20 protein-coding genes and 2 pseudogenes are annotated in these 20,842 nt (G+C 51.1%); 10 read left to right on the plus strand and 12 right to left on the minus strand.

Annotated elements, in window-relative coordinates:
• Window positions 1-68: 68 nt before the first annotated feature.
• Window positions 69-488: a DUF4440 domain-containing protein gene (locus tag CAF87_RS26050; RefSeq protein ID WP_085730071.1), complete on the minus strand. Its 420-nt coding sequence runs from the start codon at window positions 486-488 to the stop codon at window positions 69-71.
• Between the two features lie 948 nt (window positions 489-1,436).
• Between CAF87_RS26050 and CAF87_RS29125 the strand changes: the two are divergent.
• Window positions 1,437-1,535, plus strand: a pseudogene (locus CAF87_RS29125) (transposase); the annotation flags it as partial.
• Between the two features lie 253 nt (window positions 1,536-1,788).
• Here CAF87_RS29125 and CAF87_RS26060 read toward each other — a convergent pair.
• Window positions 1,789-2,226: a transcriptional regulator gene (locus CAF87_RS26060; protein ID WP_085730120.1), complete on the minus strand. Its 438-nt coding sequence runs from the start codon at window positions 2,224-2,226 to the stop codon at window positions 1,789-1,791.
• 437 nt (window positions 2,227-2,663) lie between these two features.
• Here CAF87_RS26060 and CAF87_RS29800 point away from each other — a divergent pair, with 437 nt between their 5' ends.
• The 6 genes from CAF87_RS29800 to CAF87_RS29360 all read left to right on the plus strand — a co-directional run bounded on the left by CAF87_RS29800 (window position 2,664) and on the right by CAF87_RS29360 (window position 6,377).
• On the plus strand, window positions 2,664-3,020 hold the full coding sequence (locus tag CAF87_RS29800) for a hypothetical protein (RefSeq protein ID WP_371850992.1): 357 nt from the start codon (window positions 2,664-2,666) through the stop codon (window positions 3,018-3,020).
• A gap of 137 nt (window positions 3,021-3,157) precedes the next feature.
• Window positions 3,158-3,493 carry a hypothetical protein gene (locus CAF87_RS29130; RefSeq protein WP_139831688.1) on the plus strand — a complete coding sequence of 112 codons (336 nt, stop codon included), beginning with the start codon at window positions 3,158-3,160 and terminating at the stop codon, window positions 3,491-3,493.
• A gap of 181 nt (window positions 3,494-3,674) precedes the next feature.
• Window positions 3,675-4,085, plus strand: a complete 411-nt coding sequence (locus CAF87_RS26070) for a hypothetical protein (protein ID WP_085730072.1) — start codon at window positions 3,675-3,677, stop codon at window positions 4,083-4,085.
• A 76-nt stretch (window positions 4,086-4,161) separates the two neighbouring features.
• Window positions 4,162-4,518, plus strand: a complete 357-nt coding sequence (locus CAF87_RS29570) for a hypothetical protein (RefSeq protein ID WP_256575901.1) — start codon at window positions 4,162-4,164, stop codon at window positions 4,516-4,518.
• 244 nt (window positions 4,519-4,762) lie between these two features.
• Window positions 4,763-6,043, plus strand: a complete 1,281-nt coding sequence (serS, locus tag CAF87_RS26080) for a serine--tRNA ligase (RefSeq protein ID WP_085730073.1) — start codon at window positions 4,763-4,765, stop codon at window positions 6,041-6,043.
• Between the two features lie 184 nt (window positions 6,044-6,227).
• Window positions 6,228-6,377, plus strand: coding sequence for a hypothetical protein (locus CAF87_RS29360; protein ID WP_170929656.1), 150 nt, complete (start codon window positions 6,228-6,230; stop codon window positions 6,375-6,377).
• Here the strand turns inward: CAF87_RS29360 and CAF87_RS26090 are convergent.
• The 3 genes from CAF87_RS26090 to CAF87_RS26105 all read right to left on the minus strand — a co-directional run bounded on the left by CAF87_RS26090 (window position 6,360) and on the right by CAF87_RS26105 (window position 9,520).
• Window positions 6,360-7,547: a restriction endonuclease gene (locus CAF87_RS26090; protein WP_085730074.1), complete on the minus strand. Its 1,188-nt coding sequence runs from the start codon at window positions 7,545-7,547 to the stop codon at window positions 6,360-6,362. The genes CAF87_RS29360 and CAF87_RS26090 overlap by 18 nt on opposite strands.
• Before the next feature lie 838 nt (window positions 7,548-8,385).
• On the minus strand, window positions 8,386-8,607 hold the full coding sequence (locus CAF87_RS26100) for an antitoxin Xre/MbcA/ParS toxin-binding domain-containing protein (protein ID WP_085730076.1): 222 nt from the start codon (window positions 8,605-8,607) through the stop codon (window positions 8,386-8,388).
• Window positions 8,608-9,001: 394 nt separating this feature from the next.
• Window positions 9,002-9,520 carry a hypothetical protein gene (locus CAF87_RS26105; protein WP_085730077.1) on the minus strand — a complete coding sequence of 173 codons (519 nt, stop codon included), beginning with the start codon at window positions 9,518-9,520 and terminating at the stop codon, window positions 9,002-9,004.
• Between the two features lie 119 nt (window positions 9,521-9,639).
• Between CAF87_RS26105 and CAF87_RS26110 the strand changes: the two genes are divergently transcribed.
• Both CAF87_RS26110 and CAF87_RS26115 read left to right on the plus strand, forming a co-directional pair.
• On the plus strand, window positions 9,640-9,948 hold the full coding sequence (locus tag CAF87_RS26110) for a helix-turn-helix domain-containing protein (RefSeq protein ID WP_085730078.1): 309 nt from the start codon (window positions 9,640-9,642) through the stop codon (window positions 9,946-9,948).
• A gap of 255 nt (window positions 9,949-10,203) precedes the next feature.
• Window positions 10,204-10,728, plus strand: a complete 525-nt coding sequence (locus CAF87_RS26115; RefSeq protein ID WP_139831689.1) for a hypothetical protein — start codon at window positions 10,204-10,206, stop codon at window positions 10,726-10,728.
• Between the two features lie 309 nt (window positions 10,729-11,037).
• Here the strand turns inward: CAF87_RS26115 and CAF87_RS26120 are convergent, their stop codons facing one another.
• From CAF87_RS26120 to CAF87_RS26145, 6 genes and pseudogenes are all read right to left on the minus strand, one after another.
• The gene (locus CAF87_RS26120; protein ID WP_256575902.1) at window positions 11,038-11,784 is read right to left on the minus strand and encodes a hypothetical protein; all 747 of its coding nucleotides are present in this window, start codon (window positions 11,782-11,784) and stop codon (window positions 11,038-11,040) included.
• Window positions 11,785-12,054: 270 nt separating this feature from the next.
• Window positions 12,055-12,495, minus strand: coding sequence for a hypothetical protein (locus CAF87_RS26125; RefSeq protein ID WP_085730081.1), 441 nt, complete (start codon window positions 12,493-12,495; stop codon window positions 12,055-12,057).
• Between the two features lie 31 nt (window positions 12,496-12,526).
• Window positions 12,527-14,509 carry a hypothetical protein gene (locus CAF87_RS26130; RefSeq protein ID WP_085730082.1) on the minus strand — a complete coding sequence of 661 codons (1,983 nt, stop codon included), beginning with the start codon at window positions 14,507-14,509 and terminating at the stop codon, window positions 12,527-12,529.
• Window positions 14,506-16,398: a hypothetical protein gene (locus CAF87_RS26135; RefSeq protein ID WP_085730083.1), complete on the minus strand. Its 1,893-nt coding sequence runs from the start codon at window positions 16,396-16,398 to the stop codon at window positions 14,506-14,508. The genes CAF87_RS26130 and CAF87_RS26135 overlap by 4 nt, the downstream gene beginning before the upstream one ends.
• Window positions 16,379-17,860 (minus strand): site-specific integrase, encoded by a 1,482-nt coding sequence (locus tag CAF87_RS26140; protein ID WP_085730084.1) that lies wholly within the window; start codon window positions 17,858-17,860, stop codon window positions 16,379-16,381. The genes CAF87_RS26135 and CAF87_RS26140 overlap by 20 nt, the downstream gene beginning before the upstream one ends.
• Before the next feature lie 75 nt (window positions 17,861-17,935).
• Window positions 17,936-18,640, minus strand: a pseudogene (locus tag CAF87_RS26145) (mechanosensitive ion channel family protein); the annotation flags it as partial.
• Window positions 18,641-18,831: 191 nt separating this feature from the next.
• On the opposite strand from CAF87_RS26145, the gene CAF87_RS26150 reads away from it, so the two are divergent.
• Complete coding sequence (locus CAF87_RS26150; RefSeq protein WP_085710336.1) at window positions 18,832-20,172, plus strand: DEAD/DEAH box helicase; 1,341 nt, start codon at window positions 18,832-18,834, stop codon at window positions 20,170-20,172.
• Between the two features lie 62 nt (window positions 20,173-20,234).
• Here CAF87_RS26150 and CAF87_RS26155 read toward each other — a convergent pair whose 3' ends face one another.
• Entirely contained in the window at window positions 20,235-20,834 is a 600-nt protein-coding gene (locus tag CAF87_RS26155; protein ID WP_085730086.1) for a hypothetical protein, read from the minus strand.
• Window positions 20,835-20,842 lie beyond the last annotated feature (8 nt).

Here is a 20,842-nt window from a genome sequence, read left to right on the forward strand (position 1 = left end):
GCACACTTGGTGACTGAGACCAGCAGCAAGCGACCCAAAGCCGTCACTCGACCCGAGGACATAGTGAATCAACCCGTGTTTGAGGTACTGCTAATTAAAATTGGAGTTGTTACCGACATCTGGTCGGAGACCCTCGTGCCCTGATGAAAGACCATGTGCCAGCCCTCTTCGTAGGTTTTCCACACGGAGCTACGCAGCGATAAATGCTCATCCCCATTATTATGGTGATGGATGCATCGGTAAGTTGCTAACGCGACACCATCTGCAAGTACACGGACTTTAAAATCCTCGATTGTTCTTTTGATCCAAATCTGAGTTTTGAGTCCAGCGATAACCTGCGCTCTCGTCCAGCTTTGACCGGCAGATCCAAACTCAACGAACTCCTCGGCAAGCAGCTGTTTAAGAAGCTGATCATCCTTTCTCGCATCTCGCTCTAGCAATAGCTGTTCCAATGTTTCCAATGCTAAAGCTTCTAGACGAATATTCATTTTACTAACCAACCATCTGTGAATAACATTTGTATGGCGCGAACTAGCGTCGTTCCGGTTTGGAAAGACTGAGCTGACGTCCGGAATTTTCCCTCTTAGGTTAGGCGCAATACCTGACCACGCAGGCGCACTTAGTTGTTATGTAACTTAGACTTGAGACAAATTATCCCATTTCCTAAGATGCGTTAGGCAGACAAAATAGACACCAGAGCCTCTTAACTCCACTGCCTTGTCTACTTCTATCTATGATCAAGCAAAGCGAAGAAAAACTGAAGAAATCCGAAGAAAATTTCAGCAAGGCTTAGAAACGCTTAACAAGGGAGCAACTATGAAACTCGATGCTAAGCAGATACAGGCCTTTTTCGCCGTCGCCGAGACGGGCAGTTTCGAAAAGGCAGCCGAGCGCTTCCGTGCATACTTTTAGCGTGTCAATCGCTGTCTAGCCGAGAAAACATATCGAAGTTGCCTGGGTTGCCGCGTACTTTGCGATAAGATTTCAGAAGGCCTTCGTGTTGAAAGCCACAGTTTCGTAAGACCTGTGCAGAGGCGTGGTTTCCTTGCAAAACCGTGCCTTGGACGCAGATAAAATCAAAAGTACAGAACGACCACTAAGTGACGTTTGCACAGACAGAGCTGGCAATACCCGACCCCAAAATTCAGACGTTAAGTCAAATGCGAATTCAGCCGTGGCGTTGTCCTCATTGATAGAGTGAAAGCCGATGGTTCCGATTAGCCTATTCTGCGAGCCGTGAATAATTGCTAAGCGTCTGGGGGGAGTATGCTGATTGAAGATCGATGGCATCAAAAATAGGCAGCAGATCATCCGGGCCGCCGATACTCCAACTGGTGTACTGCACTACCTCAGGTAGAGCTAAGTAGGCATACCAAGCTGGAATATCACTGCGTTCGAGCTGACGTAAAATGATATCTGAGCGCGCCGTCGCGGGAAACAATCGAATCAAAGTCATCAAGCGGATGGCTTACGGTTACCGAGACAGTGAGTTCTTTTTCTTGAAGATCAAGAGCGTCTTTCCCGGCAATCCGTGATGAACCATAAAAAAGGCCACCCGAGGGTGGCCACTGCTATGCTGCGATCAGTTGCCTGGCTAGCGCTATCTCACCCGCTTGTCTCAACGGTGGATCTGGAGGTGCGCTCAGGGGCAACGGATCTCCGGCGAGAGATGCGTTTCCTGCATGAGTCAGGTCGCTTGGGGTACCGGCTTGCCAAGGCTTTGAGGTTGGCGGGCATGTCAAACTTGAACCTTGCAAGAAAGTAAACCGATGAGCCAAGTTCAGCAATTTACCAATGTCTCGCCACCGTTTGTTTCGATATAGCCAACGCCCGAGCAACCTCGGCCTTGGATAGCCCATCAGCCTTTAAACGTTGCACTTCTTCACGGCGTTTAGCAGCAGCTGCGACTCTGGAATGACTGTCTTCCGGTTTAACAGCGAGCGGGGCTATCAATCCGCCAAGGACAGACACTTCTTTAGATACACGCTTCAGGAGCTCGGTAGGACGCACGACTTCCTCAGCACCGTATGCCAGAGCAAGAATGGACAGAGGATGAACGCCCAGCTGCCGAGCAATTTCATCTAGCTTTTCAACAGTAACGCCACGTTCTGAGCGCTCAATGCGACTGAGGTGGGAAGCAGTTACGCCTTCTTCCAGATCGGTCAGCAGTACCTTATGTTGCCGACGAACGTGTCTCAGCGCAGCGGCGATTGATTGCCTGAGCATTTGGGCCATTCTCTAAAATACGACTGTATGCCCGGTTTGCTCAGTTCCACTCAATGTCGTATAGTCAAACAAGGAACTATTTGGGCTATCTCTGTGTTCGGACGGGTACCGAGCATCTTGAGCTAATGGCTACCAATATATCGCTTAATCGTCGAACGGGGCTGCCAGCAAGCTCTGCGGGGCAGAGTCATGAAAATGTTGGTCTATTGCACAACGGCTTCGCCACCTTCGAACCAGCTAAAACAGACGCGACATCGTCGTGATGGCCGGTGACGTGGACGTCCAAGCGCGAGGTGTGTAATGGGCGAGCGAGTCGTTCAGCTATCCCGTCATTTATTGCAGCGGCAACCACGAATTTTACAAAGGCCGCATCGACCACACGCTTCGCAGAATGCGAGAGGCCGCTGCGCCGCATGTGCAAGCCCTGGAAATCAGGTTTGGATCTGCAACCAAACACGCTTTCTGGTCTAAACAGTCTGGACGGATTTCACATCCGCCTGAGACCCGGTGGAAGCGATGGTGATCTGCGACTGTGGATGAACGACTTCCAGGTGATCAGAGCTGAGGAGAACTTTCGACGGCTACGTCCAGCAGACGTGATTGAGCGAAACCAGGTGCGTATGAATTTCTTGAGCGATGAATTTGCTAATCCGTTTGAGGGTTCAACGGTCGTTGTTACGCACCATTGTCTGATCCTAGAAGTTGAGGGAGACAAGCATGACAGTCATATCAGCGCGGCTGACACAAATCGGTGGCATTCACTTTTACCGATGACAGACGTTTGGATTTTTTAACATGCACATCGCGCTGTTGATGTGGAGATTGGCAGGGGCTGGATCATCTCAAATCCTCGCGGTTACCCCGGCGAAGACACAGGATTCATTCCGGATTTCACGATTGAAATCTGACCCAGTTGATAAGGGGGGCCAGGATGTACTGGATAAAAACCTATGGAGCCAAGCACTGTGATTTTCGCTTTCACAGATACCCCAGTGTCATTGAGAGAGCACGTAAAGCCATTGCAGATCCGGATGTTGCCGGGTACTTGCTTTGCGCCTTGGAGCGACCTCCAAAAATCACAGGTCTGTTGTTTTTCGACCCGGCAAAAAAGTACCCGGAGGGACTTCCCTTTCATGCTCTGCCAGTCATCAATCGTTGTCGGAGAGCAGGCTACGACCTTTTCACGATAATCGATGGTGGGACTTTCGTTGTTGCTCACTGGCTGCATGAAAATGGCGCTTTAGATCGTTTTGACCGGGTTCATTGATGCTGCCTTCGTTGGCGTTTGCAGGTAAAAACGGTAGGGAAATGGGGTTTCCATAATGTGTGCGGGACGCAGAGAAATTCGATTTCGGTGTGCCGATTACCGGGTACTCACGAGGCAAGACCAGCAGCTGCCTGGAAGGTTTTCGTGCGGATTCAGAATTTTTTAAGAATTAGGCAACAGTGTGCAAACTGAACTGATTGAAGATGTGCTTTATGGCCCTGCAAGGATGATAGGGGGATCGCGATTAGGGGATGAAGAGCTGATCAAATTGGCTCTGGAGGAGTTTGCGGAGCAACGGTTTTGTATCGTCCGGAACTGGATGCTCATGGACGTCTTGCTCCCTGACACTCAGGAAAGGGATGTCCAAAAGCGCGGCTTGCAACCTTCAGTTCTGTTTGTCCACGAGACAGTATTCGACAGCGAAGGGCGAACTGCAGCTCGCGACAGTTTCATTACTGGATTTCAAAAAAACTTCCAAGGGTGTTTTTTTGAAAGCGAGGATGCGCTGTACGTACTTGCTGGCAGAGGCTTTCGCAAGCATGTGAGCATGCCGGCTTTTCAAGCGCTGAATGAATACAGGAAAGCACGCTGATCGTTAATGCCTACCTGTGTCCTGGTTCGCGAAAGCTCTCCCAAACCTCCTCCATTATTCACTTCGGATATCGTGAATGGTTGATCCACGCAACGAGCTCCACTTGTGTGCCAGCCACTACATACAAGCGGTAGAGGCTGTGCGAGGGCAGGGCGCAGCTCTACAGCTGCTACGGGAGTTTTTATGCCTGAACGCTCATGCCGAAATTGTTCATGCGCAAGATATCAATGCCTACTTTCTTCGCCTGGATGACGTCGATCGGTGGAGCAACAAACGCGTCGGAATGCTCGATGCAGTGGCCACCACGCCTTTTAAATCTGTGGAGGCGTTCCGGGCGGAAATTGCGACGTGGACACCACAGGATTACGCACATGTCCATGACACCACGGGGCTGGATGCCTTGATCAAATTAGGGTTGCCTCTGGGCAACTGATCTCGGTTTCACATCTGGTTCGAATCATCGATCAACCCAGCCCTATGCGAAGCGACGTGCTCCGACACTCCGAGATTCCCCTATGCTCGATCCCCAGCTGTTACGTAGCAACCTTCAGGACGTGGCGGATCGCCTAAGCGCCCGATCAAGCACCTGAACCCATCTGCAAAACCAATAGACGCTGAGCTGTATGCAATGAGCGTCGAGCCCGATCTGTAACACACTAACCTGAAGGCGAAACTTTATGATCGATCCCAAACTTCTACGGGCCCAAATCCAACCAGTTGCGGATCGTCTGCACTCTCGGGGTTTCCACCTGGATGTTGCGAACGTACAGTCGCTTGAGGAGCGGCGCAAAGCGTTGCAAACGCGCACTGAACAGCTCCAGGCTGAGCGTAACTCCAACGCCAAGTTGACGGGGCAGGCTAAAGCCAGAGGAGAGGACATCTCTTCAATGATGGTGGATGTTGAGCGCATCAACAGCGAGCTGGCTGCAGGGAAAATTGCGCTCCATGGCATCCAAACCGATATGGATACGCTTCTTCTGTCCATTCCAAATCTGCCGGATGAGAGCGTTCCAATCGGAAGCGATGAAGATGACAACGTAGAGCTGCGCCGCTGGGGAACACCGCGACAGTTTGATTTTGAAATCAAAGATCATGTGGCTTTGGGAGAGTGCAGCGGTGGCATTGACTTCGAAGCAGCTGCACGGTTATCCGGGGCGCGGTTCTCGATATTGAGAGGCCCAATCGCGCGCCTGCATCGCGCTCTGGCGCAGTTCATGATCAACCTTCATACCGCGGAACATGGGTATGAGGAAACTTACGTGCCCTACATGGTGCAAGCACCTGCGATGCAGGGCACGGGCCAGCTCCCTAAGTTCGAGGAGGATCTTTTCAAGATCACTCGCGAGGGTGAGGCAGATTTTTACCTGATCCCTACCTCAGAGGTACCGCTCACCAACTTGGCAGCAGGGCAGATTCTCGATGCCAAGGAGTTGCCCAAGAAATTTGTAGCGCATGGCCCCTGCTTTCGCAGTGAAGCTGGCGCGTCTGGCCGTGACACGCGTGGGATGATTCGGCAGCACCAATTCGACAAGGTCGAGATGGTTCAGGTTGTTGAGCCTTCGAAATCCATGCAGGCGTTGGATGAGATGACAGCCTGTGCTGAACGCGTTCTCCAAGCTTTGGAATTGCCCTACCGGGTCTTGATTCTCTGTACAGGCGATATGGGGTTTAGTGCCGTCAAGACGTTCGATCTGGAAGTCTGGGTACCGAGCCAAGATAAGTATCGCGAGATCAGCTCGTGCTCTAACTGCGGTGATTTTCAAGCACGGCGAATGCAAGCTCGTTGGCGTAACCCGGTAACAGGAAAGCCAGAGCTCGTACACACCCTCAACGGATCAGGCCTTGCGGTAGGACGCACCCTTGTGGCGGTGTTGGAAAATTACCAGCAGGCGGATGGATCGATCACGGTTCCTGAGGTGCTCAAACCCTATATGGAAGGCATTGATTTCATTCGGTGATTAGATTCCGAGCCAAGGGGGGGATCAACTCACTTCCACAGGTAGCTTGTACTGCTGCAAAGGACGTGAGTTGGTTTCCGCAGTTCACGCCCTGGAGTTCGTCGATGCATATCTTCTAGAACCGATGGAGAGGTGACTTCGCGGCGCTCAATACCCTGATCCAGCGAAGTCTTCAAAATAGTTTTTGGAGGCCAGCAACGACCTCACGGTATCCCAAGCGGTGCAGTACGGTGAAGTGGAAATCAACTACTTTGAGCCCGTGGTCGCCACTCGGGTGTTCTACAGCATCGCCATACTCACCAATGGCATCCGTACGTTACCGTACATTCAGTGATTCTCGATCTTCTTCTGCCTCAGCTTGGAAGACCTCAATTAGCTTCTGGTTGTAGTCGTCCAAATACGTCTGCAGACCCTCCCGATCAACGAGGCGTACCCCGGCGGTAGTGGCGAGTTCCTTGGCCGACTTTGTGTAGTACGAATTGGTGACGACCATGGCTTCGTCACAGCCGTAGAACGCCTTGGCAGAGATCGCTTGCTGAACTGCGGCATTGCCAACGGAGCCAGTGTAATTTTTGGCCTGGATCACCATGTTTTTGCCAAATCGACTCACGAACAAATCGGCCCCTTGATCGGCGGTCTTTTTGGTTTCCTTAACGTCGAAGCCGATGGTTTGGAATATCTCGACCAGGAACGCCTCGAACTGGAACCCGTCCATTGCGTCTACCAAATACATGGTAATGAACCGGTTGGGGTTGAAATGCTCAAGCTGACTTCCCAAGCGCTCGACGAGGATGTCGAAGTAGATACCTTCGCAAAGACTCAACCCGGAGCGGAAAGCCGGCAAGGAAATCAAAGGAGTGTTGGCCGTAGCGTTCGATTGAGCGTTGAACTGCACACCCTGGTACGAAATATCGTTCTCCCAGAGGTAGTAGTAGAACAGGGCGAGATCGGATCTGAACGTCGTTCCAGCCTCATCGATCCATGACCGAAGGGTCTCAGCCAAGTCGGCTTTAATGTGGCGGCTGAGCTCTCTGGAAAAGCCAAGATATGTTGAATTGAAGGCAGTGGTCAGAAGCAGTTTGTCCAGTAGCGAGGGCAAGCCCTCAAGCTCATCGAACCCCTTACGGATAAGCACCTCGCGAAACAACTCACGTTCGGTGTATACACCATCAAGTCTAGGGCCTGGTACGCCGGCATCGTTACTGGTGGAAGAGGTTTCACGGGTAGTGTGGATGAAGTTCGTAAAGTAGGGCTGCTTGAGCTGCGCGTATTTTCTCAGCACGTTGTTGAGCAGGTCGTTTAGCTGAGCCTGCTCTTTCTTCTTGCCCAAGAAGTCTTTTATAAGTCCCTTGGACTGGTACTGAAAGTCCGGGTAGAAGGATGGGTCGAGTGGTGTCAAATGTTGAGCCCTTAGCTCTGCGGGAGGTGATATCTGGGAGCCATGGCACCAAGGACAGATTGTCTCGAAAGTTGTTCTGTGGCATCCGTTGCATTGGTAGATCATGGTCGTCCTTTCCAGGCTGAAGACTGAGATGCGGTGCAAGCCGGAACATCTCAATCGTGATCAGATGCCGCCAAACGATAGCTGATCGCTCTGAAAGGTCTCGGTGCTTGATGGCAAAAAAATAGCCTATTGCCATCTATTGGTCTACGTCGGTTGTGTGAGCTCGATGCCTGCGCGTCAGAGGGACTGGGCGCTAAGACTGATGATCACTTGCAGGTTTTTGAGATAGATCTGAAAGCGCTCACTTAATCAGATTCCCAGATCGAGTTGTAGACGCCACTCAAGCAAACGATCTGGCAATAGATCTGGAGACAAAGTTTGGACGATACCTCGCAAGAGGTGACTGGAATGGCAGTGGAGTATCGCGACTGTGCTCGGGTCTTCTCCAATAAACGCGGGGTTAGCCCCCGCCCGGCGCTGGCCCTTGCGCAGAGACTCTAAGGCTGCCTGTCCAAGCCGTTCGACGTGTAGAAATCCATACATGTTCACAGCGCGAGTCTTAACATGACTCTTTAGCAGTTCAGCCACCAATTGCTCCAAGCTCTGAGCACCTAGAGTGTTCACAGCCAATTGCCAAAGCTGCCCTTCGAGAAGGGGTGTAATTTTCATGATCACACCATGAGGGTCGTGCGCCGGAGAATCTGTTTCCACTTAAGTCGTTCGCTCTGTTTTTGGTGCATTTGGGGGCTCGTGGTTTTCCAGATGCGATACCAAAGCTCTTTAATTCTATCAACGCCTCGGCGTCGAGCGTTCCCGTGCCTGGCCTGAGCGCTTAAACATGGCAGTGCGACTTGAGATCAAAAATAATCAAGTTGAATTCAGGCTGGAGAGGGGCGTGCTAACAGGAAAATCCGTGGCTGAGCCTTTCGAGTTCAGCCTTCACGAGTTCGTATCCTGGCTTACCTTGAACTGCTTGCAACCGAGAACCGTCCCCGCGCCCAGCTATCGGTTGGTTGAGCCAGAGGTCGGCTTGCGCTTTGTTGCCAAAGACCTGCTCGGCTAGGCGACGGATAAGTTCTGGCGTCGTTGAGTCTTGGCCGTGATTTTGTTTTGAGTCCATGAAAGGCACCTCCTTCAAAGCATTCGCTTCAGACTTTGAAAAATCCTAGCCATCAGACCAATAGTCTTCGTCATTTTTAAAAGGCGTTGGAAAGTGATGCGTCTTCAGTCAGCGCATTATAATGCGCCAACTTCCCTCTTTTTCTGGGTTCTAGCGCATTATAATGCGCTGAGGTATGACCGACGAAATCTCTCCAAGCGTTTGCTGATGCGCTTGGCAAGACACCTGCCATTCTCAGGCCGAATATGAAAATCTCCTGAATCCCCGAGAAAGCCTGCGTCAGTGGTTACCTCGACTTTCGCTTGTTTCCAAATGCGCATAGACCTTGGTCTGGACTCATCCCAACCTGATTCACTTTAATGGTTCTAGGGATATGTGCTGCTGTGCGCTCGTTTCAATTGGATATCGAGGCTGATGCAGAGGCCTTTACGCAATATTCGCGAAACGCCTTGATGCCGCGCGTGATGATCAACATTGGCTTGATCATGTAGCGATAGCTGACGAACAAATTGAGTGCGATCCAGCCCAATTGGTAAGACGAGCCATAGAAGCCCCGATGGTTGGCGCTGTTCTCCCAGAAACCATAGGCAACGAAGATCGTAAAGATGGCGACCATCAGAGGCAGGATGCTGAGCCTTCCCAGGGAGACAGCAATAAACGGGACATTGACGACCGTGCGGACGAGCTCGTTGTCGAGCTGGATGGCCCAAATTCTGTTGACGTTGTCTTTGCCTGGTTGATACGTCGCTCTGATCCGGTCGCCGGCTTTTACATGTGCGTCTAAAACGTCAGGGATTTCTAGCCTTTCGTGTTTTTTGCCATCAACTTTCCAATAGTGATAGCTGATCATGTCGCCGCCGAAGCCTCGCGATTTTTCGTCGAGTCCCCCGTCTACGATTTGCATTTCCTTCATTTTGATCCCTGTCCTTGCGTTTGGGGTGGGCAAAAGGATATTTCTACCGAATACTAAGGAATACTTAGTATCTGCTCAACCCGAATCTAAGAATCTCTTAGCCTTTCGGCGATGAGAAAATGGGTACGTTTGGCAAGCGGTTGAAAGAGGCGCGCAAGATAAGAGGTTTTTCACAGGAGCGTTTGGGGATAGAGGCGGGCATTGAGCCAGCCACCGCTTCTGCGCGGATGTCTCAGTACGAGAAGGGCGTTCACCAGCCTGGTGAAAGCATCGTGAAGCAGATCGCTGCTGTTCTGAATTTCCCGGTGCCGTACTTTTACTGCGAGGACGATGAGACGGCGCATTTGCTCCAGTGCTTTCACTGTCTGAAAAAAGATGACCGGAAGCAGGTGGTCGATATCGCTGAAAGTCTTGCTTTCAATCACTGAGATATGTCTGCGAAGCTGGCCATCAGATCGCGCGCTGTTGCGATCTGAGTTTCTTCCTATCCCTTGACCCAGATAATCACCGTCCTTGACATGAGAAGTCTTCGTAGGAGATATAGGCAGGGTGAAGTATGTGAATAATTTGCACAAAATTCAAACCGGAAGCACTATCCCGATCGTAGCGTTTCACGAGAATGACAGTGATTTCGTAAGTCGCGTGTATTTAAATTTGACTATAAAATTAATGAGGTGCGATAGTTGAGTCGATCAGGATTTCCGATCAAACTTTTTGTGTTTTCAGGGTTCGTAGGTGTAGGTGCTGGCGTGCTAGCAATAATGAGTCGATTTCGCTTAAGTGTTGAACTCGGCGAGTTGTTCTGGCAGCTAGGATTTGGACAGCAGAGCCTTATTGAACATTTGCTCGGTGCGATGTCGGCAGTGGCACTTTTTGTTTTTCTCGTAGCGGTCATTTCAACGTTTTCGAAACGGGTACCGTTCAAAAAGACGTGGTTGCGTCAGTATTGGTTCGTCAAGCTTCGAAGACGAATTTTGAATGTCTCCCGCTCAGTCTACATCGTCCAGTGGGCCGTGGTGATAGCAGTGATTTACATAGGAGGATCGCTTGACTGGGAACTTCAGCAGATGGAACGCAGAGGTGTCTTTCAAGCTGATCAGTTCAGCATGGATGTAATAGGTTCACTGTGCTTCTGTTTCATACTTTGGATCTTAATTAACTCAGACTACAGACAGGCACGACTGAAACGCCGCTATTACTTGTCGTAAGGATTCTAATCGACGGTCAGGATATATGATCAAAACGGGTTTCCAGAGGGATTCCAAGTGCAGTTTCTTCAGACTATTTCTTTCATGCTGATCTGCTCCTATATGACTGAAATGCCTGGTTGCACACATAATCTGTGGCCTGACCCAAGATCTTAGGGGCTCGGAAAAAACTCTAGCTTGAATTGGAAACAGTGAGCGATGAGCCGCTACATAATAGCGGCTTCGTGCGCGACGGGAGTGAGTGGCATCGGCCTTTTGGGTTTAACCCTACTGAGTAATCACACCCTGGACAACTTGTTCTCTCCTCACTCATTGGCCGTAAAAATGCTGTCCAAGGAGGCTTCCCAACAGATCGTCAAGAACCATCGACTCTTCAATATCCAGTTCGAATGGGACATAGTCCTCGATGAAATAGGTGAGCTTTTCGTAGTGGTAATCGAGCACCTTGCTGACGACGAGTTTTCCTTTGAGGAAGTGTATTTCACCTCTGCTTGCAGGATGAAGCTCCATCATTAGATTTTTGATGTCGTCCACTTCCAGTTCATATCGATGCTCATCGATTTTCAGAACCAGAGTGTCACCTCGCCACCGAATATTGGTAAACCTGTCCCGTCTTGCATTACATATTCTGAAGGGCTTCAAAACTTCATTTGCTCTCTTAAATTTTCCGTGAAGCTCTTCAAGAGGCGGCAGTCCGACGAAGTCAGAGTGGATAACGTTATTCCTCAGGTCTTTCAGTTTCTTGGCTTCCTCTACAAACTTAGGCCAATGCTCTGGGATTTCAGGACACAGGGGGTAATCCTCCAGCATTTTCTGAACGATATACCCGAGAGGCTTTTTGGGATCAGCCCCTGATTTTCGGTGGATATAGTTAACAATAGATTTTTCGAATTCGATAGCTTCAAACCGCAAGTCATCAACGGACGGCACTCCGTAGCCCGGTAACTCCTTGTAGTTTCTTTCAATGAAAGCTTTCACATTTTTCTTGCGGCGTAGGCTTTTAAACATCTCTTTATCAGTTCCTTCTTCAGGTTGGGTCTCGGGTTTATGAGTCACTGTGTCGTCAATGTGCTTAGATTTACAAGCTCTACGTCAACCGACCGACACGGAGTCCGACCGCTGATGTCTAGTAGTATTCTGCCTGCAATAAACTGCTGAATATTGGATTGATAGACAGGCAGGTTTATCAGTTTTAAGGGGATATGGCGGTAGGTATAGGGAAAGCTGCGATTGGCAGCTAGCAGGCATAGCCTTGTCTGATTGGCTCAAGTTCAGTCTCAGCGAAGTCCTATCCTGACTCTAAGTGGCACCGGCGGCTGCCCGAAATCAAGATCGTGGATTTGGAAAAGGAACTACGTTGTCGTGCCGGTCGATGTGATCTTCGTGGCGACGAAGGGAGCGCTCTGCGTCATCCAGTGCTTTGATCAGCATGAGCTCTCGCGCCAATGAGTCTTTATAGCGCGCTTCGTAATCTTGAGCCTTTGCCTTCGCCTTTTTTGTTTTCTGCTGTGCGGTTTTGACCTTTTCCTCACCTGGAGCGCTGTGCTCGCTCATCTGCTTGGCCAGTTTTGTGACATCCTCGATAAGCGGGAGGAAAATATCTCTTTCTTTTCTGATGCTCCCCGCAGACCTACCAGCCTCTAATGCGACGTTTTTTAGCGTCATTTTCGAACCTTTAGGCAAAATCAATGTGGCATCGGTGAAGATCCGCTGCGCGGAGTCATAGTAGGCCTTCAAAGTCGGTTGTTTTTTGTGTTCTTCGGACATATCGGACTCTCCTCTTTCAAGTAATTAGGACTCAACCGCGCGCAATGATCATGGCACGCAGGGCTTTGAAGTCTTCCAGGTTCTGAAGTTCGGCGCGGTACTCAATGGTTCCAGGTTTGAGTTCTGTCAGATCAAATTCCATGATTTCGATCGTTTCATCCATCCTGGATTCCTGCCCTACAAGGTGCTTGCATTTGACGCAGGTATCCATCTTCGCGTGGGCACGTTTATCGCAGGGGGTGGGAGAGGTGCATCCACCGGCAGGGGTTTCCTCGTAAGCCATCAAACCAAGCTTCACTTGCTGATTTGTCTGCGTCTCTGTACCCGCCAGCCAGGGGGATTCTTTTCGCATGTCCATGGCTCGACGCCCGGCGAGGCCGTACATTTGTTCTGCAGACTTGAGCGCATCACGAATGAACAGCGCAGCATCAGCCTCTTCCTTCGCCCTCTTGAGCTCAAGTGTGAGCTTGGGATTGATGTCGCTGAACAGATAGTTTTTGGCCGAACAACCTTTCATGTAGTAGGTGGCCATGATTTTGGTAATGTGCCGGAGCAGCCGCTTGAGTGAGGGGAGGGAGATTAATCCACTCTGGCCGGCAAACACCGAGATCGAGCGTCGGAATTGGTGCGTAGTAACTCGCCAGGGCTTACCGATTTTGAATTTTTTGTCATCACGCCAGTTTCGGTATGGATCAATTGTTTCCAGTTCGCGAATGTCCGCTTCAGTAATGATTACAGGGGGAAGTCGAGCCTCCAGACTCTTAGCAGTGACGACACCTTTTTTTGACGAGTTACCAGAATAAGGTAAGTTGGAGGCTGCCAACAGCAGCCAGTCTACTTTTATGTCGGACTTTACGTGGGCAGCTACCAATTTTTGAATAGACTGAAGAATTTGTACAGGCTCTCGAATATCGTCGGTTGTGATCCATTTTGCATCCGTTTTTTCACTCTCAAGCTTAGTAGATGTACCGCATAGATATAGCGCTTCATCATTCCAGCCTCGAATTGGCTCCAAGCAGTCTACAGGGAGATTCAATACCTCGCTGTCTCGCATGAGGGTGAAAAGGTGAATCAAGCATTTTGCGCAGTATTGGACTAGTGACAAAAATCTAGGCGGGCTCATAGTCGAGCTCCAGTTATACTTTTTCGCCAAGCTCGTCAGTTTGTACTTTTCAATCGCCTTCGAGAAAGTCAGCGGCGTTCGAATTTGAGCTACTTGCATTTCAGCCGGCAGTAACATGAATTCATACTGATACATGGAGCGGGCACGATCGGATCTTCCGAAGAATCGATTGTCAATTGAGGCTTCTATAAAGGCGTGTATAGCCTTCTTATTTTTGAGATAGTCATCGAGACACTCTTTGTACTGCTTGTACTTGGCCCAAAGGATCCTGCTGGGTATCACGGCGTGCTGGTCACCTTCATTTCGTGAATCACGAGTGGTTTTTTCGAGGAACGGCAAAATAGAGCCGTCGATCGCGAAGCCTCTGTCCACACTGTCGATGCTCACTAAGGTTCGCATCAATCCGAGCATTGATTTATTGTAAGATATTGGCAGGGTTGCTTGCATTTCTTCAAATATGGATTTTGTGCCAAATACCTCTTCGATTTGAATATCTTGCCTGTTGCTAAATGTATTTAGGTGATTAAGTGTTGTGAGAAGAGACTGCATTGTGGGCAAGCGAATAGTCTTGCCGGTCTTCGACTTCGTGGAAAACATCTTGATCGTGAACATTCGTTTACAGGTGGCGATATTCTCCGAAGCGAATTTGCCCTCCTGCCGGAATGGCAAGAAACTAAAGTACGGATTGTCCTTGACGCTAAATGCGAATGCAGGGAAGAGCCATTCGTCATCATCAAAGAGAGAAATGATTGAATCGTCTACCGAACGGGACATAACCAGACCTGGGCCAATACGAGACAGGGTCATCCCGTAATAAGCGTCGGTTTGCAAGTGCGCCCTCTTGAGCGGGAAAGCAGGGCTGCTGACGGAATATTTTCGTTTAATACTCATTTCATCACCCTCATTTCAATCATTCGATGGTAGAAGCGCTTCCAATATTCAGAGAGCTCAAAGTTGTTACTGATCTCGCTTTTAACCCGATCAACTACACTCGCCATATCGGGACGCTCTTCAAGCAGCTGAGCAATGATCCGATCGATTTGCGCGACAGCTGCACCATGTACCTTGTCAAAATGGTTTTTGTCGTAACAAGAGCTCAGGTATTCCATAGTCACGAAGCGCATGCTGAGAAGCTTGCGAACTGAATGCTCGTTGGCATGAGTCCGAAATTGAGTGCAAAAAATGCATCCCTCGAAGTTTTTGCAGTTCGGTTCGTAGTCAACAGGTGGATCTATTGCCTCTGATCTCCCGTTAGTATCGGCGCAATCTCCAGCAGGCATTTCCTCTCCGGAATAATCATCCAGCAGGCCGACCAAACGCTTGATCATTGCTGTGATCTCAGCGATAGCAGTCGTCTCATTGGCCTGAGCGTAGCTCTTAAGGATGGTGGCCTCACTCGTTTGCATTAAAGCCGATACAACCTGAACTGAGTGACCTTTAGAAAGTAAGAAGTTACTCTTGTATTTTCTGAGAGTTTGGTAGCTTAATCCGTTGAAGTTTGGAATCAAATGATTTTCGATTCTGGTGTTGTGTTTTTGGATCTCGGCGGGGCGCATCTGGCCGCCGATGCTTTGACCGTAGATGGTCATGCCCACGAAAAGGAATTCGTGTTCAATCTCATGACAAATGAATTTTCGTAAGCGTATATACTTTTCAAATTGTTTGATGAAATTTTTTTTGATGGAAAATTTCACTTCCCTTCCACCCGCGCGAAGCTTGATGCCTACGAATCCTTTTTCCTCAGTATCAAAGGTTTCATAATTACTGGTGAATGGCAAATTCCTCAGGGGCTGCTCGTTAATTCCGCTGTTTGCTACAAATAGAGGGACAAAAGAATCATGCGCGAATTTTGCCAGTCGCATACGTTTCTCGTGCCGTTGGTCGCTGTTGGCCTCTTGAAGTAAAGCATGCGCAGTTGCAAGATCATAATCCACGTGATATGCAGGCCTACGACTAAGCTTAATGGCTTCTTCAGGAGTACGAATTCTACCTGCCTGGTAGTCCCAACTGATATTAAGTCGTACCTTGGATGTTTCAGCGAATACTTTTTTACTTATGTACGGATATTCACCGGGGAGCAACCAAAGATATTCGGTCATGAATGGAATTTTTACAGGGAATTCTTTGAAGTTGAGCAGGAAATCGGTCAGGCCATCAAAGAGATATTGGCAAGGTGTCAGGTAAGCCTCAATCTCCTGCTGTAGCGGGGGCTCGGTTGGCTTCTGACTTCCGCTCTTGTTGGAAATGATTGGAAGATCATCCAGGAAATTGATTGCAGTCTCAGGGAAGAAGATTGGCCCGCTGCGTAACGCCTCTGATTGCAGGCGATTAGCTGTGAATTTAGAAGTTGCGGCGCCGAACTTTATATTGAGGTGTTGCGTGTATACTTGAAGAGCCTGATGATAATTTTCAGGTGAAATCAGGAGATCTTCGAAATCGTTGCTATCTGCCCAATTCAAGAATCCGTTGAGTTCGGAGGCATTTTGATAAATGGTATAGGCGCTTTTGCTGGTGTAGAAAAGGGTGACCTTGTGTACGACCCAGGCGCGCAAGGCGTCCACCCGCTCCGGTCGCAGGGAGTCATGATCTACGGACTTGATGAGTGATCTTTTAAGTTTGTTACGAGCTTGGTAGCAGAGTGCGCCGATGTCGAAGCTGCGCTCGTCCGTGCACTTGATAATCAGCCCTTCGATAGGCTTGGTGGCGATGATCTGTTGGCAATCATCGAGTTCTAATGCCTGGATGTCGATTTCATAAATATCACGATCTGATACCCTCATGTCGTCTCATTTCCTCATTGATCACGCCCTCAAGGTGGAGCTCAAACTCTGATTGGGCGTTGGCAATCAGAGAGTGGTTGTCTCTAAATCTCAAATAGCGCAGAGCTACTTCTATGCTGCTTTGGTTTAGTCTTCTTTTAACTAAATCCAACAAGTAGAGCTGCGATACTTCGCCGTTTTCCAATGCTTTCATGTTGTCCTCGATTAAGTTCATTCCAAACGTGGCACGCAGGTCATGGAACCGATATTTGAATTCCTGATTTGATTTCTTGAGTTCTTCTAGAACTCTTTTTGTAAAATGTCGAATCGCTGACCCTCGCTCATTGGAGTGTCCGAAGGTTTCGCTTGCGTCATCATCTACGTAGTACGCTTTGCCCGTCCTCGTTAGGAAAACATACTCGTCAAAAATATCTTCTATAGGTGATTTCATGGCTCTGTCCTTGTGTCGTTGAGAGTTCAAATAGATCGTGAGTTGGTAGTGCAGCCAGGCGGGCATGAGTACGAACTGTGCCTTGTTGTTCTTTGCTCCCACATTGGTTTTGCCTCCAATCGCGATTGCATATAGTGCATTCCTATTTTGATCGTTTGGTGAACCTACATCCTGTCGGATGCAATGGAAGCGCAAATTCAGGATAGACTGAATTCTCATTCCCGTGGTCAATGCGACGATATAAATCAGTAACATCTCGGGGTTGTTCAGCCGAACCAATGCAGCAATTAATGCTTGCTGGTTTTTGCGGTTGATGGGGTATAGCTTTCCTCCGTCTTCAATGTAGTCACCACTGGATACCTCAGCTGTCTGTCTAAGAGTTAGATCCGTACAGATGATCTCGCGGGATTGTCGGAAGCCATGACGGTCGGTGAAGGAGATATGCCTCGTTGTGCTTTTCCACATGGCCTGCTGAGGCTTGAATCGCCCGGTATTTAACATCCATCGATAGAATCCAATCATGCTTGTAATCTTTCGATTGGCAGTCGCCCTTCCCAGTTTCTCATCGCCCCCAGCGGCGCCGGCGCGCTGCCTTCTCATCATGGCTGTCTTCATTCGAGCTTGGTAGTAGTAGGTGGGGCGTCTGTATGTTTCCCCTTCGAAATCTAGATAGTCCCGTCCACCGTCCTGCATCTTATTCATGAAGTCGCACAGGTCGCCTGCGATGTTCTCGACTGTCGACGACTTCCTTCCCCGCTCTGCTGCGAGCCAGAACAAGTACAAACTCCCGTGGCGCCAGATACTCCCGTCAGGCTGAAGGATTACGTAGAGCGTGTTGATTGTCGCTGCCTGGTAAGGAAGTGATTTGACTGGGTAAGGCTCGATGCCAAGGCCGTCCTCTGAAATCCCCCCCATCCAATCCATGGCTTGATCTGGAACACAAGGTTGCCATAGCGAGACATTGCTTAACTTCACCTTGCTGTAGAAGGTGGCCGAGCATGAGTTGGATTCGGGGGGGAGTTGGGAGGTCATGGACATAATCCGGGAGAAGATGCCTGTCCATTCAAGGCGAGCTCACGAGATGTGTCAAATAGCGTGAGCTCACGCGTAGTTCTGCACCTTGACCGTGTGCAGGGTGATGTCGACCACGTCGCCATCGGCACCGACTTGCGGCATTTCGATCCAGTCGCCGACCCGCAGCATGTCGTTGCTGGTCAGTTGCACGCTGGCGACGAACGACAGCAGGGTGTCCTTGTAGACCAACAGGATCACCGCCGACATCGCACCCAGACCGGACAGCAGCAACAGCGGCGAACGGTCGATCAGGGTGGCGACGATGATGATCGCGCCGAACACGTACAAAACCATTTTCGCCAGTTGCACGTAACCCTTGATCGAGCGGGTGCGGGCGTGTTCGGTGCGGGCGTAGATGTCCAGCAGGGCGTTGAGCAGGGCGCTGACCGACAGCAGCAGGAACAGAATGGTGAACGCCAGCGCGACGTTGCCGAGGAAAACCATGGCGGTCTTGCTCAGCTCCGGCACCAGGTGCAGGCCGAACTGGATCACCAGCGACGGCGTCATCTGTGCCAGACGCTGGAACACCTTGTTATGCCGAAAGTCGTTGAGCCAGTGCAGCGCGGGCTGGCGACCGAGGATGCGGCTGGCATGCAGGATCAGGTAGCGTGCCACTCGTCCGAGGATCAGTGCGATCACCAGAAGCAGGAGCAATGCCAGGCCGGCATGAAGGAGGGGGTGCTGATCGAGGGCACCCCAGAGGTCTTGGGTGTTGAGCCAGAGCTGTTTTAAATCCATGAGGACGACGATTCTTCTGTAGGACGCGACGGGCGATTAGAGCATTTAAGACGCTGTGTATTACCGTTGGAGACAAATCGAGCAACAAAAAAGCCACTGATTGCGGCTGATTTCATAAAGAAACTCGGCCTGAGCGCTCGAAACCGGTAACCTATGCAGCTGTTTTTCTGCATATCTTCGAGGTAGCACCCGTGTTTTCCCAATTCGCCCTGCACGAACGCCTGCTCAAAGCCGTGGCCGAGCTGAAATTTGTCGAGCCAACGCCTGTGCAAGCCGCGGCCATTCCGCTGGCGCTTCAGGGGCGTGACCTGCGGGTGACGGCGCAAACCGGTAGCGGCAAGACCGCCGCGTTTGTCCTGCCGATCCTCAACCGCCTGATCGGTCCGGCCAAGATCCGCGTCAGCATCAAGACCCTGATCCTGCTGCCGACCCGCGAGCTGGCACAGCAGACCCTGAAGGAAGTCGAGCGCTTTTCGCAGTTCACTTTCATCAAGTCCGGCCTGATCACCGGCGGTGAAGACTTCAAGGTACAGGCCGCGATGCTGCGCAAGGTGCCGGACATCCTGATCGGCACCCCGGGCCGGATGATCGAGCAATTGAACGCCGGCAACCTCGACCTGAAAGAAGTCGAAGTGCTGGTGCTCGATGAAGCCGACCGCATGCTCGACATGGGTTTCGCCGAAGACGTGCAGCGTCTGGTCGACGAATGCCCGAACCGTCAGCAGACCATGCTGTTCTCCGCCACCACCGGCGGTTCCGGCCTGCGCGAGATGATCGCCAAGGTGCTGAACAACCCTGAGCACCTGCAGCTCAACGCGGTCAGCCAGCTGAACGACACCACCCGTCAGCAGATCATCACCGCCGACCACAACCAGCACAAAGAACAGATCGTCAACTGGCTGCTGGCCAACGAGACCTATCAGAAGGCCATCGTCTTCACCAACACCCGGGCCATGGCCGACCGCATCTACGGTCGTCTCGTCGCCCAGGAATACAAGGCGTTCGTGCTGCACGGCGAGAAAGACCAGAAGGATCGCAAACTGGCGATCGACCGTCTGAAGCAGGGCGGCGTGAAGATCCTGGTGGCCACCGACGTGGCGGCCCGTGGTCTGGACGTTGATGGCCTGGATCTGGTGATCAACTTCGACATGCCACGCAGCGGCGACGAATACGTACACCGCATCGGCCGTACCGGCCGCGCCGGCAACGACGGTCTGGCGATCTCGCTGATCTGCCACGGCGACTGGAACCTGATGTCGAGCATCGAGCGTTATCTGAAGCAGAGCTTCGAGCGCCGCACCATCAAGGAAGTCAAAGGCACCTACGGCGGACCGAAAAAGGTCAAGGCCTCGGGCAAGGCCGTTGGCGTGAAGAAGAAAAAGACCGACGCCAAGGGCGACAAGAAAAAAGCCGCCGCCAAGACCCCGACCAAGCGCAAGAGCGCCAACCGTCCGAAGCCTGATTCTCTGGTGAGCAGCGACGGCATGGCCCCGCTCAAGCGCCGCAAGCCGGCTGCACCTGCGGCCGAGTAAGGCGTTTCAGGCAGGCAATAAAAAACCCGGACACTGTCCGGGTTTTTTATTGCCTGCGTTTATCAGCTGCCCAGCTGTCCACGGGTGTCGGCGTCAAAGCGCTGCTTGGCCTGATCCGCCTTCGGTTTGAGCTGTGCGAGCAGGGCTGCCTCGCTGTACAACCCGGTCAGTGCCAGTTCCTTGGGGGTTGGCTCGATCGGGATCAGCACATCTTCACCTGCTGCGTGCAGCCAGATCGCTACGACATGCAGCGCCGAAACGAACAGCACTCGCAGCTCCACGGTTTTGCCCTGCAACTGTGGCGATTGCTCCGCCAGCTTCAGCGCATCGACCGTGGCTGTTGCCAGGTTGCCGTGGTTCAACGAGGCGAACTCGACGTGACCGCGGACTTCAGCCAATTGCGCATCGGCAATCGACACGCCGTCGGCAAACACCAGGTAATGCCAGTCGCCGAGCCGGGCGTCCCTCAGGCCTTTGCCCTGGCTCAGATCCTCCAGGCTCAGCGAGTAGCCGCGATAGGCCTCGCTCAGGCTGATTTTCGCCGGTGCAGCACTGGCGAACTGGCGATTGATGCCAAAACCCTGGGTTTGCAGCGCCGCTTGCAGCACCGGGCGCAAGGTCTGTACGCCGTTGGAAGGCGCCTTTGGATAAGTCAGTTGCATGATGTCGC

The sequence above is a fragment of the Pseudomonas sp. R38(2017) genome (assembly GCF_002112395.1).
Taxonomy (GTDB): Bacteria; Pseudomonadota; Gammaproteobacteria; order Pseudomonadales; family Pseudomonadaceae; genus Aquipseudomonas.